Origin of the sequence: Streptococcus parasanguinis, assembly GCF_964238605.1 — a bacterium.
GTDB lineage: Bacteria > Bacillota > Bacilli > Lactobacillales > Streptococcaceae > Streptococcus > Streptococcus parasanguinis_AJ.
Map to the genome: position 1 here is coordinate 89,200 of NZ_CAXSMM010000002.1, position 13,973 is coordinate 103,172.

General features: G+C 42.5%; 6 protein-coding genes. All 6 read left to right on the forward strand.

Features of this window, described 5'->3' with window-relative positions:
* The 6 genes from ptsP (at window position 1) to ACESR9_RS02450 (ending at window position 13,826) form a co-directional block, all read left to right on the forward strand.
* Window positions 1-1,734, forward strand: coding sequence for a phosphoenolpyruvate--protein phosphotransferase (gene ptsP / locus ACESR9_RS02425; protein WP_049474827.1), 1,734 nt, complete (start codon window positions 1-3; stop codon window positions 1,732-1,734).
* Window positions 1,735-2,065: 331 nt separating this feature from the next.
* Window positions 2,066-3,973: a 1,4-alpha-glucan branching protein GlgB gene (gene glgB, locus ACESR9_RS02430; RefSeq protein ID WP_373105368.1), complete on the forward strand. Its 1,908-nt coding sequence runs from the start codon at window positions 2,066-2,068 to the stop codon at window positions 3,971-3,973.
* A gap of 50 nt (window positions 3,974-4,023) precedes the next feature.
* Window positions 4,024-5,166: a glucose-1-phosphate adenylyltransferase gene (locus tag ACESR9_RS02435; protein WP_021152896.1), complete on the forward strand. Its 1,143-nt coding sequence runs from the start codon at window positions 4,024-4,026 to the stop codon at window positions 5,164-5,166.
* On the forward strand, window positions 5,156-6,292 hold the full coding sequence (gene glgD / locus ACESR9_RS02440) for a glucose-1-phosphate adenylyltransferase subunit GlgD (protein ID WP_371494643.1): 1,137 nt from the start codon (window positions 5,156-5,158) through the stop codon (window positions 6,290-6,292). Before ACESR9_RS02435 ends, glgD begins: the two co-directional genes overlap by 11 nt.
* Window positions 6,292-7,719, forward strand: coding sequence for a glycogen synthase GlgA (gene glgA, locus ACESR9_RS02445; protein WP_373105372.1), 1,428 nt, complete (start codon window positions 6,292-6,294; stop codon window positions 7,717-7,719). The genes glgD and glgA overlap by 1 nt, the downstream gene beginning before the upstream one ends.
* Window positions 7,720-7,952: 233 nt before the next feature.
* The gene (locus ACESR9_RS02450; RefSeq protein WP_373105374.1) at window positions 7,953-13,826 is read left to right on the forward strand and encodes a ZmpA/ZmpB/ZmpC family metallo-endopeptidase; all 5,874 of its coding nucleotides are present in this window, start codon (window positions 7,953-7,955) and stop codon (window positions 13,824-13,826) included.
* Window positions 13,827-13,973 lie beyond the last annotated feature (147 nt).

A 13,973-nucleotide genomic window follows, 5' to 3' on the forward strand; every position in this document is an offset into this window, starting at 1 on the left:
ATGACAAAAATGCTAAAAGGAATTGCAGCATCTGACGGTGTTGCCGTTGCTAAGGCATATTTGCTCATTCAACCAGACTTATCATTTGAGACTGTTTCAGTCGAAGATACAAGTGCAGAAGAAGCTCGTTTGGATGCAGCTCTTGAAGCTTCACAAAACGAGCTTTCTCTTATTCGGGAGAATGCAGTAGCAAGCCTTGGTGAAGAAGCAGCGCAAGTTTTTGATGCGCATATGATGGTTCTCGCTGACCCTGAAATGATTGGTCAGATCAAAGAAACGATTCGTACGAAAAAAATCAATGCAGAGGCTGGCTTGAAAGAAGTCACTGACATGTTCATTGCAATCTTTGAAGGAATGGAAGACAATCCTTACATGCAAGAACGTGCAGCAGACATTCGCGACGTTACCAAACGTGTCCTTGCCAACTTGCTTGGTAAGAAATTGCCAAACCCTGCTTCTATCAATGAAGAAGCAATCGTGGTGGCGCATGACTTGACACCATCTGATACAGCTCAGTTGAACAAAAAGTACGTAAAAGCCTTTGTTACTAACATCGGTGGACGTACTAGTCACTCAGCTATCATGGCGCGTACACTTGAAATCGCAGCTGTTTTGGGTACAAATAACATCACAGAACTTGTCAAAGATGGTGATGTTTTGGCTGTTTCAGGGATCACTGGTGAAGTGGTGATCAACCCAACTGAAGAGCAAATTGCAGCCTTCAAAGCAGCTGGTGAAGCTTACGCTAAACAAAAAGCTGAATGGGCTCTCCTTAAAGATGCTCAAACAGTTACTGCTGATGGAAAACATTTCGAATTGGCTGCTAACATCGGTACACCTAAAGACGTTGAAGGTGTGAATGATAACGGTGCAGAAGCTGTTGGTCTCTATCGTACAGAATTCTTGTATATGGATTCTCAAGACTTCCCAACTGAAGATGACCAATATGAAGCTTACAAAGCAGTTCTTGAAGGTATGAACGGTAAACCTGTTGTCGTTCGTACAATGGATATCGGTGGGGATAAGGAACTCCCTTACTTCGACCTTCCTAAAGAAATGAACCCATTCTTGGGTTACCGTGCTTTGCGTATTTCTATCTCTGAAACTGGTAATCAAATGTTCCGTACACAATTGCGTGCTTTGCTTCGTGCATCTGTTCACGGTAAATTGCGGATCATGTTCCCAATGGTTGCTTTGTTGACGGAGTTCCGTACGGCTAAAGGCATTCTTGAAGAAGAAAAAGCTAAATTGCTTGCCGAAGGAGTTGCGGTAGCAGATGATATCCAAGTAGGGATCATGATTGAAATCCCAGCTGCTGCAATGCTTGCGGACCAATTTGCTAAAGAAGTTGATTTCTTCTCAATCGGTACAAATGACTTGATCCAATACACAATGGCTGCTGACCGTATGAACGAACAAGTTTCATACCTTTACCAACCATATAACCCATCTATCCTTCGTTTGATCAACAACGTGATCAAAGCGGCTCACGCTGAAGGAAAATGGGCTGGTATGTGTGGAGAAATGGCCGGTGACCAAACTGCCGTTCCACTTCTTGTCGGAATGGGCTTGGATGAGTTCTCTATGTCAGCGACATCTGTCCTTCGTACACGTAGCTTGATGAAGAAACTCGACACAGCTAAAATGCAAGAATACGCTAACCGTGCTCTGACTGAATGTTCAACCATGGAAGAAGTTCTTGAACTTTCAAAAGAATATGTGAACGTAGACTAAGAATTCAACAAGACTAAGACAAATCTGTCTTAGTCTTTTTTTTACATTGTTCATAAAAATGTTCATTTTATTCGTAATAAACTAGTTAGTAATAAAAATAGTGATTTAAATGTTCGGGTTTTTCTTTAATTTTCCTCGTATATATAGTATAATCGTAAGTAAGATTGGGAGGAAAGCGAAGGAATGAAGTAAAAGGTTCGGAAAAGAAAATGAAAGAACTTTTCCTGATAAATTTACATGATTTTCCTGGAATCAACTTGAAAATTAAGTGATTTTATAGTAAAATAAAAACAATTAGAAAACGCTTTCAAAAAATAAAAGAGGTGAGTATATGGATAGAAGCACAGACTTATGGACATTTGGAAGAGGGGATAATTTCCAGCTTCAAGAGTATTTAGGTGCTCACAAGGAAACAAGGGGAGAACAAGAAGGGTATGCCTTCCGTGTTTGGGCTCCCAATGCCCAGGCGGTCGATCTGATTGGTGACTTTACTGATTGGGAAGCCCGGAAAATTCCAATGGTTCGTAATGAAGGAGGCGTCTGGGAAGTCTTCTGTTCGGATGCAAAAGAGGGAGATATCTACAAATATTTGGTGACACGAAATAATGGTCATCAGGTTCAAAAAATTGATCCTCTAGCGTTATGGATGGAAAAACGACCCAATACAGGGTCTATCATTAAGACCATTCCGGAAAAGAACTGGAAAGACGGTCTTTGGAGAGCACGCCGCAAAAAACTTGGTTTTAAGGAACGACCCGTTAATATTTACGAGGTTCATGCAGGATCGTGGAAACGTAATGAGGATCACAGTTCCTATACCTTCAAACAACTAAAAGAAGAATTGATTCCATATTTGGTTGAGATGAACTACACCCACGTAGAATTTATGCCAGTGATGGCCCATCCATTGGGATTGAGCTGGGGCTATCAGCTCATGGGCTATTTTGCCCTCGAGCAGACTTATGGTAGCCCAGAAGAGTTTCAAGATTTCGTGGAAGAATGTCACCTCAACAATATCGGAGTGATTGTGGATTGGGTACCTGGCCATTTCATCATTAATGATGATGCTTTGGCTTATTATGATGGAACACCAACTTTTGAGTATCAGGATGAACATCGGGCACATAACTATGGTTGGGGAGCTTTGAACTTCGATTTAGGAAAAAATCAAGTCCAGTCATTCTTGATTTCTAGTTTGAAGTTTTGGATTGACACCTATCATTTAGATGGAATTCGGGTTGATGCCGTGAGCAATATGCTCTATCTTGATTACGATAGCGGTCCATGGACACCAAATATTGATGGGGGAAACCTCAACTATGAAGGGGTTCATTTCCTTAGACGTTTGAATGCGATTATCAAGAACGAACACCCAGATGTTATGATGATTGCAGAAGAAAGTTCTGCTGGTCAAAAGATCACAGGCCCTGAAGAAGAAGGTGGTCTAGGCTTTGACTATAAATGGAATATGGGTTGGATGAATGATATTCTCCGATTCTATGAGGAAGACCCGGTCTACAGGAAATTTGACTTTAATCTGGTGACCTTTAGTTACATGTATGCATTTTCTGAGAATTTCTTACTACCATTTTCACATGATGAAGTGGTGCACGGTAAGAAGAGTTTGATGCATAAGATGTGGGGAGATCGTTACAATCAATTTGCTGGACTCCGTAATCTTTTAACTTATCAGATCTGCCATCCAGGTAAGAAATTGCTCTTTATGGGTTCAGAATTTGGTCAATTTTTGGAATGGAAGTCAGAGGAGCAACTGGAATGGGGCAATCTAGAGGATGAAATGAATGCTAAGATGCGTCGTTTCACTTCTCAGCTCAATCATTTCTACAAAGAGCACAAAGAATTGTGGGAGATTGATGATAGCTTTGATGGCTTAGAGATTATTGATGCTGATAACCGAGATCAGAGCGTCTTGTCTATGGTCCGGAAGAATCGTAAAGGCGAGCTTCTAGTATGTGTCTTCAATATGGCACCAGTAGAACGCAAGGACTTTACGATTGGTGTGCCTGTATCAGCGGTCTATGAAGAAATTTGGAATACAGAATTAGAAGAATGGGGAGGTGTCTGGAAAGAGCACAATCCGACAGTTCAGTCTCAAGAGGGACTGTGGAAGGATTATGAACAAACCTTGACCTTTACCTTGCCGGCTTTAGGAGCTAGCATTTGGAAGGTAAAACGCAAGGTGCGTAAGACAAAATCTAAAACATCAGATAAGAAATGACGATCGGTTGACTCTATGGGAGTCCAAGCTTTAAAAAGAGGAAGTAGTCAATGAAGAATGAAATGCTCGCTTTAATTCTTGCCGGTGGGCAAGGAACACGTCTTGGAAAATTAACCAAAAACATCGCAAAACCTGCGGTTCAATTTGGTGGGCGCTATCGGATTATCGATTTTGCGCTATCAAACTGTGCCAACTCAGGAATTCACAATGTTGGTGTGATCACACAGTACCAGCCACTGGCCCTCAATAGTCATATTGGAAATGGTTCAAGCTGGGGCTTGGATGGAATCAATACAGGTGTTTCTATTTTACAACCTTATTCAGCTAGTGAAGGAAATCGTTGGTTCGAAGGAACTAGTCATGCCATCCTACAAAATATCGACTATATCGACAGCATCAATCCTGAATATGTCTTGATTCTTTCTGGTGATCATATCTACAAGATGGACTATGATGATATGCTTCAAGCGCACAAGGATAATAATGCGAGCTTGACCGTTGCCGTTCTAGATGTACCTTTGAAGGAAGCGAGTCGTTTTGGAATCATGAATACCGATGCTAATAATCGGATTGTTGAATTTGAAGAAAAACCAGCTGAACCAAAATCTACCAAGGCTTCCATGGGGATTTATATCTTTGACTGGGCTCGTCTTCGCAATATGTTGGTTGCTGCTGAAAAGAGCGATATCGATATGTCAGACTTCGGTAAAAATGTCATTCCAACTTATCTAGAATCAGGCGAAAGTGTTTATGCTTATGAATTCAACGGCTATTGGAAAGACGTTGGTACGATTGAGTCTCTTTGGGAAGCCAATATGGAATATATCGATCCGAATAATGCCTTGGATAGTCGCGATCGTCACTGGAAAATCTATTCACGCAACCTCATTTCTCCACCGAACTTCTTTGGGGAACATGGCCACATCGAAGATTCTCTTGTCGTCGACGGTTGTTCGGTAGACGGTACAGTCAAACACTCCATCTTATCAACAGAAGCTCAAGTTCGTGAAGGAGCAGTTGTCGAAGATGCTGTCGTGATGAGCAATGCCATTATCGGTAAAGGAGCTGTCGTGAAACGCGCGATTATCGGAGAAGGTGCAGTCATTGCAGAAGGTGTCGTGATTGATGGAACAGAGGAAGTACAAGTTGTCGGTTACAATGAAAAAGTGGGGGTAGCAACAGATGAAGATTGATAAATATTCAGCCATTTTAGGAAATACAGTTGGGTATCATGATATGTCCACTTTGACCAGCCATCGTCCGGTAGCATCCCTACCGTTTGATGGGAAATACCGCTTAATCGACTTCCCATTGTCTAGTCTTGCAAATGCTGGTATTCGTAGTGTTTTTGGGATTTTCCAACAAGAAAATATTAGTTCGGTCTTTGACCATATTCGTTCAGGTCGTGAGTGGGGATTGTCTACTTTATTGAGCCACTATTACCTCGGAATCTATAATACTCCAGTTGAAAATACAACGGTAGGACCAGAATACTACCAACAATTATTGACCTATTTGAAACGGTCTGGTTCGAACCAAACAGTTGCTTTGAACTGTGATGTATTAATGAATATTGACCTCAATCAGATTTTCCACCTTCATAATACCATTGATCGTCCGATTACAGTGGTTTATAAAAAGTTGCATCTGCAAAACATTTCTGAAGTGAATGCTGTCTTGGAAATTGATGAAACAGACCATGTTACAGAGCAAAAACTTTTTGATGGTAAGAATCCTGATGAAGTCTACAATATGTCAACAGATGTCTTTATTGTAGATACTCCTTGGTTGATTGAAAAAATTGAAGAAGAAGCCAAAAAAGAATACCCACAAAAACTTCGCTATATCTTACGTGAATTGGCGGTGGAATACAATGCCTTTGCCTTTGAGTATACAGGCTATCTAGCAAATATTCACTCAGTTGAATCCTATTATCAAGCAAACTTGGATATGTTGGAAAACCAAAAATTCATGAAGCTCTTTTCACCAAATCAAAAGGTGTATACAAAAGTGAAGAATGAAGAGCCAACTTATTATTCCAAGACTTCAAATATCAAATCGTCCCAATTTGCTTCTGGTAGTATTGTAGAAGGAACCGTTGAACGCTCTGTTGTTTCACGCCGGGTACACCTTCATGAAGGTTCAGAAGTCCGCAGTAGCCTTCTTTTCCCTGGTGTTGTCATTCATGAAAATGCAATCGTCGAACATGCCATCCTGGATAAGGGGGCCGAAGTGGCTGCTGGTGTGACGATTCGTGGGACAAAAGAAGCACCTGTCGTGGTTAAAAAAGGAACGATTGTTACAGAGGATATTGTCTAATGAAACTATTATTTGTTGCAGCTGAAGGAGCACCGTTTTCTAAAACAGGGGGGTTGGGAGACGTCATTGGCGCTCTTCCTAAATCCTTAGCTAAAAGTGGTCATGATGTGCGCGTGATTCTCCCTTACTATGATATGGTAGAGGCAAAATTTGGGGATCAAATTGAAGATGTCTTGCATTTTGAGACCAAGGTTGGCTGGAGAAGTCAATATGTTGGTGTGAAACGCATTGTGCGCGATGGAGTCACCTTTTACTTTATTGATAACCAACACTATTTCTTTAGAGGCCATGTGTATGGTGACTTTGATGATGGCGAACGCTTTGCCTTTTTCCAGCTTGCGGCCTTAGAAACGATGGAACGGGTTGACTTCATTCCAGATGTTCTTCATGCACATGATTACCATACAGCGATGATTCCTTTCTTGCTTAAGGAGAAATACCGTTGGATTCAAGCTTATCATGGGATTAAGACAGTATTGACCATCCATAATTTGGAATTCCAAGGTCAGTTTGACCCAGGAATGTTATGGGATCTATTCGGAGTGGGATTTGAACGCTATGCAGACGGAACACTTCGGTGGAATGATTGCCTGAATTGGATGAAAGCCGGCATTCTATATGCTGACCGTGTGACAACCGTATCTCCTAGTTATGCACATGAGATTATGACTTCTGAATATGGTTGTGGCTTGGATCAGATCCTTCGGATGGAGTCTGGCAAGGTGACCGGTATTGTTAACGGGATTGATGCGGATCTATATAATCCTGAAACTGATCCGCTTCTGACGTATCACTTCAGTCTCTCAGATCTTTCAGGTAAAGCAGCTAGTAAACGAGCTCTTCAAGAACGTGTCGGTCTACCCGTTCGCGATGATGTACCTTTGTTTGGGATCGTCTCTCGTTTGACACGCCAAAAAGGTTTTGATGTTGTGGTAGAAGAGTTGCATCAACTCTTGCAAAAGGATATTCAGATTGTCTTGCTCGGTACAGGAGATCCTGGATTTGAAAATGCCTTTGCTTGGTTCGGTCAAGCCTACTCAGATAAACTTTCAGCTAATATCACATTTGATGTCCAATTGGCCCAAGAAATCTATGCAGCGTCAGATGTCTTCTTGATGCCAAGCCGCTTTGAACCGTGTGGTCTTTCTCAAATGATGGCCATGCGTTATGGAACCCTTCCTTTAGTGCATGAAGTCGGCGGACTTCGAGATACGGTCCAACCGTATAATGCTGTTGATGGAAGTGGAACAGGCTTTAGTTTCAATAATTTGTCTGGCTATTGGTTTAACTGGGCAGTTGATGAAGCCTTGGCTGTCTACTACAATGACAAACAGGCTTGGTATGGTCTCCAAGAGCAAGCTATGACGCGTGACTTCTCATGGGATACGGCTAGTCAACGATACAATGATTTGTACCAATCCTTATAAATAGATCTATAATACAAACGCCTTTCGAGGCGTTTTTTGTGTTGCTTTCTTCCTATAAAGAAAACGGTTTATTTTTTTGAGTTTTAGAGCTTGCTAAAATAGAAGAAAAAAGATAAGATAGGTAAAGGTAAAAAATCCCGGGAAGGTTCTTATTTCTGGAAAGGATCCCATCCTCTCTAAAAATAATCAGGTCCCTGCTCGAGGGTTAAATATTACTATATAGGAATTTTAGGATGAAAAAAGCGAAACAAACGTTTGAAAAAATGACCAAATATTCGATTCGGAAATTAACTGTCGGTGTTGGTCCGGTGGCCATTGGAGCCTTTTTATTAGGAGGAAGCTTGTTAGGAGCTCGTCCTGTCCAAGCTGATCAGATGACTCTACCTGCTCATGTTCACTTAGGATATGTGACAGAAGAAGAGCTGACTGCTGAAGAAAAAGCACAGGTGATTCATGCAATCCCTGAAGAGTATCAAAATGAAGATACTTTCTATCTCGTCTATAAGAAGAAGGAAGCAATTCAGTCGGTTCTTCCTCAAACAGGAAGTCAGGAAGTCGCCCTTTTTGGGCTAAGTCTAGCCACAGCTTCCTTTGCGGTCCTCTTACTCTCTAAAAAGCACCGGAAGAAGGTCATGGGCGTCCTTTTGATTGGAGCCATGGGACAAAGTCTTCTACTTCCAGTTGAAGTCGCAGCCCTACAAAATCAAGTTTTGCGCGCCTATAATCAGGATCTTGCGATCGCATCGAGCAAAGATCTTGCAAATGGCGTGATTCAAATTGACGGCTATGACTATATTGGTTATCTGCGCTACCCGTCAGTCCAAAAGACGAGCTTACAAGAGCCAAAGGCTATGCAGGAAACGAAACCTTCTGTAGAAGGAACGATCAAAACAAGCACAGGGATTCCACAAGTGGAACCACAAGCGCGTGTGACCCCAGAAGTCTCTCCAGCCTTTCCTCAAGTTGAAAAACCAAGCCTGGAAGTCTCTACTGAGCCTGTGCCATTTGAAACTGTCAAACAAGCGGATCCTACATTAGCCAAAGGGCAAACCAAGGTGCTGACTGCTGGCCAAAATGGGGAGCGAACCATATTGACGGAAGTGAGTGTGGTAGATGGACAAGAAGTTCGCAGAGTAGTTGAAAGCAAGGTCACTAAAGAACCAGTTTCACAAATTCTTGCTGTTGGGACAAAAGAAGATGCCCAACCAACCCCTCAACCCAGTCCTTCTCCAGTTGTAACGGCTAAGGGGACACAAGAAGAAGGTCACGTCGGTGAAGCTCCTGTTCAACCAGAGAACCCAACCTATACAGGCGTGGTAGAAGCTAAGGGAACACAGGAAGAAGGCCATGTCGGCGAAGCTCCTGTTCAACCAGAGAACCCAACCTATACAGGCGTAGTGGAAGCCAAAGGGACACAAGAAGAAGGCCATGTCGGCGAAGCTCCTGTTCAACCAGAGAACCCAACCTATACAGGTGTGGTGGAAGCCAAGGGAACACAGGAAGAAGGCCATGTCGGCGAAGCTCCTATTCAACCAGAGAACCCAACCTATCAAGTAACGGAAGGGACGGTAACAGAGACAGAAACGGTAATCCTTCCATATGAAACAGAGTATGTAACGGACGCCAATCGTTACACCGATGAAGAAAGCCTCCTTCAGAAAGGCGAGGCTGGTAGCCAGGAGATTCGTCGAGTTTATAAGACCGTCAATGGTGAGAAGATTGGCGAGCCCGTGAGCACGACCACTGAAACGGTAAAAGTTCCTGTGACAGAAAAAATTAGTCGTGGGACTAAGGCGATTGAAGGCCAAACAGAGGATGTTTCGTTTGAAGAAATTCCATTTAAGACGGTAACCGAACAAGATGCCACCTTGCTAAAAGGAACCGAAAGGGTTTCTAAAGTCGGTAAAAATGGGAAGAAAAAAATCACCAAGGTCTATAAGACCATTAAAGGTGTCAAAACAACGGATGCTCCTACAATTTCTGAAGAAGTAGTAGAACAAGCCCAAGATCAGATCATTCAACAAGGGACCAAAGAACTTGACAAGCCTACCTTAACTTTGACCCAGGTCGATCAGGAAGAATTGAAGCGCAGTGCTAAAGCTACTTATCATTTGGATAAACCAGACGGTGTGACCATCAAGTCCATCCAGGCTGTATTGAAGAAGGGTGATCAAGTGGTGAAAACTTTTGCCCTTTCAGAGACGGACTTAGCAGCTGCCTTAGCAGACTTAGACTACTACAAGAATTATACGCTCGCAACGACTATGGTCTATGACCGTGGAAATGGGGATGAAGAAGAAGTTCTCAAGGAAGAACCGCTGAGAATTGATCTTAAAAAAGTTGAAATCAAAAACATCAAGGAAACTAGTCTGATTAGCGTGGATGACCAAGGCTTTGAGACCGATCGTAGCCTCTTGTCAGAAACACCTTCAGATGTGAAGCCTTACTACTTAAAGGTCACCACCCATGATAATAAGGTTACAAAACTAGCGGTTGATAAAATTGAAGAAGTGACGGTAGACGGCGCGACCCTCTACAAAGTAACAGCCAAAGCTCCTGATCTGGTCCAACGGACTGCAGATCAACAGTTTAGTGAGGACTATGTCCACTATATTGCGAAACCAAAAGCACATGAAGGTGATGTCTACTACAATTTCAACGAACTTGTAAAAGCCATGCAAGCCAATCCGACTGGTACCTTTAAGCTTGGTAGCAATATGAATGCGGCTAATGTCCAGCCAGCAGGGAAATCCTATGTGACCAATGCCTTCAAGGGAATTTTGGAAAGTACGGATGGAAATAAATTTGCCATCCATAACATTACAAGACCATTATTTGGGAACATCGAAGGTGGTGCAGTTAAGAATCTCTTGCTTGAAAATGTCAATATTGACCTACCTGGGACAGATCGAGTGGCACCAATCGCAGGTGTCATCAAAAACAATGCAACTGTTGAGAACGTTAAAGTAACAGGAAGTGTTGTTGGGAACAATGACGTAGCAGGGATCGTCAATAAAATTGATGGCAGTGGAAAAGTAAGTAATGTCGCCTTTATCGGGAAACTGCACGCTGCTGGGAACAAAGGTGGCTATCTAGCGGGTGTTGTTGGTGAGAACTGGAAGGGTGTCGTAGAAAAAGCTTACGTTGATGCTGAAATCACTGGGAATAAAGCCAAAGCTGCAGGTTTGGCTTATTCATCTCAAAATGGTGGAAATAACCACACAGTAGGTAAAGAAGGGGTTCTCAGAAATTCAGTTGCTAAAGGTTCAATTGAACTGAAAGAAGCGGTTCAATCGGGTGGATTACTAGGGACCAACTGGGCCTTGGGGACTATTGAAGACAACATCACCATGATGAAAGTCAAAACGGGTGAGATGGTCTTCGGACACTCCGATATCGACGCAGATGATTACTTCACCTATTCAAGAACCAAGCGCAATTACAGTGTTGAAGGCGTGAGTGAAGGGAAGAAAACCTTTAACAACTCCCGTAAAATCCCTAGCATCTCGCTGGCAGAAGCTGAGCAGAAAATCAAAGCAATGGGAATCACTGCTGATAAATATACCAGCAGCAAACCGATTGAAGATACGCTCAATCACCTTGTTAGCAAAGACGATCAATACAAGGCCATCACTGCTTACGATGCGACTCGTGAGCTAGCTTACCGCAATATTGCTAAATTGCAACCTTTCTACAACAAAGAATGGATTGTCGACCAAGGGAATAAACTGGCTGCAACGAGTCCTCTCTTGACCAAGGAAGTTTTGTCTGTGACCGCTATGAAGGGCAATGATTTTGTCACTGAACTATCGGATGCCGACCACATCCTGATCCACTACGCAGATAAGACCAAAGATGTCTTCAGCATTTCACCGAAAGAGTCTAATGTCAAACAAGTCAAAGAGTACAGTGTAGCGGAGCTCGGTGAAGTAGTCTACACGCCGAATATGGTGGACAAAGATCGGAGCGATCTCATTGGTGCCATCGTAGAGAAATTAAGTCCTGTCGAATTACAATCAGATCCAATCTACACACATCTTGGTCGAACAGGTCCTAACAAAGTCAATGCCATTAAGAACCTTTACCTTGAAGAAAGCTTCCAAGCAGTCAAGGACAATCTGACTCACTTTGTCAAACAACTGGTTGAAAACCAAGACCATCAATTGAACACAGATGAGGCTGCCAAACGGGCCCTTATCAAGAAAGTTGATGACAACAAGGCGGCCGTTCTTTTAGGGCTTTCTTACCTCAATCGCTATTACGGAGTGAAGTTCGATGATGTCAATCTCAAGCAGCTCATGTTGTTCAAGCCAGACTTCTATGGGAAGAATGTCGATGTTTTAGACCGCTTGATTGAAATCGGCTCAAAAGAAGACTACATCAAAGGGACTCGTACCCATGATGCCTTCCGTGAAGTCGTGGCTAAATCGACTCTTTCTAGCAACCTAAATGACTTCCTGAAGTACAATATGGACCTCTTTACAACTGATACAGACTTGAATGATTGGTTCATCAAAGCAACCAAAGACAATGTCTATATTGTGGAGCCTGAGACGACCAATCCAGCGTTCGCATCTGCTAAGCATAGAGCCTATGAGGGCTTAAACAATGATGTTCACGGTAAAATGATCTTGCCACTCTTGAACTTAAAAGATGCTCATATGTTCTTGATTTCAACTTACAATACCATGGCCTATAGTTCCTTCGAGAAATATGGTAAGAACACGGTAGCAGAGCGGAATGCCTTCAAAACCGAAATTGATAAGGTCGCTAAAGGACAACAGAATTACCTAGATTTCTGGTCACGTCTAGCAACAGATAAGGTTCGCAATCAACTCTTGAAGAGCAATAATATGGTTCCGACCCCTGTCCTTGATAACCAAAACTACAAGGGCATTAGTACAGACCGTTATGGCCACACCAACAGTGGTAAAGATGTGGCTCCAATCCGTGAATTGTATGGTCCAACCGATCGTTACCATGCGACAGATTGGCGGATGGGAGCAGTGGCGCGAATTTACGGAAATCCATATAAAGACGATTCTGTCTTCTTCATGGTGACCGATATGATCAGTGACTTTGGGGTCTCTGCCTTCACGCATGAAACGACGCACGTCAATGACCGTATGGTTTATTTAGGTGGTTGGAGACATCGCGAAGGAACTGATATCGAAGCCTTTGCCCAAGGCATGTTACAAACGCCATCCGTATCCAATCCAAATGGGGAATACAAGGCCTTAGGTATCAACATGGCCTATGAACGTCCAAATGATGGAAACCAATGGTACAATACCAATCCGAATGACCTCACCTCACGTGAGGACATCGATCGGTATATGAAAGGCTATAATGATACCCTCATGCTTCTGGATTACCTAGAAGGAGAAGCTGTCCTCAACAAAGGCAGTCAAGACTTGAACAATGCATGGTTCAAGAAGGTTGATAAACAATACCGAGGGGCTAACACCAAGAATCAATTTGATAAGGTACGTCCTTTGAGCGATGAGGAAAAAGCCATCACCTTACATTCAGTAGATGATCTCATCACCAACAACTTCATGACCAATCGTGGTCCTGGAAATGGAGTCTATAATCCATCTGACTTTGGCTCAGCCTATGTGACGGTACCGATGATGACAGGGATCTATGGTGGAAACACCAGTGAAGGGGCTCCTGGAGCCATGTCCTTCAAACACAATACCTTCAGACTCTGGGGTTACTATGGCTATGAAAAAGGCTTCTTAGGCTATGCTTCAAACAAGTATAAACGGGAATCCAAACAAGCAGGTCATGCGACTCTAGGGGATGATTACATTATTCAAAAGATTTCTGATGGGAAATTCAGTACCCTTGAAGACTGGAAGAAAGCCTACTTCAATGAAGTGGTAACCAGTGCCAAAAATGGACTTCAGGCTATTGAAGTGGATGGCACTATTTACAGCACTTATGATGACTTGAAACAAGCTTTCGCTACTGCAGTTGAAAAAGATCAGGCCAGCTTGAAGAATGGTGCTGTTAAATTTGACAATACCCTTGCCTTGAAAGAAAAAATCTTTAAGAAATTACTGCAACAAACAGACAGTTTCAAAACGTCTATCTTTAAATAATCAAATTCTCTCATCTGCTGAGCAGGTGAGAGTTTTTTAGAAGAAAAAATGAATAGAGGTGGACAAAGCGTCTAAAAATTAAAAGAAATCAATCGTAGATAGGAAAAATTATCATATTAAAAAATTAACGTAATTTCACTAAAACGC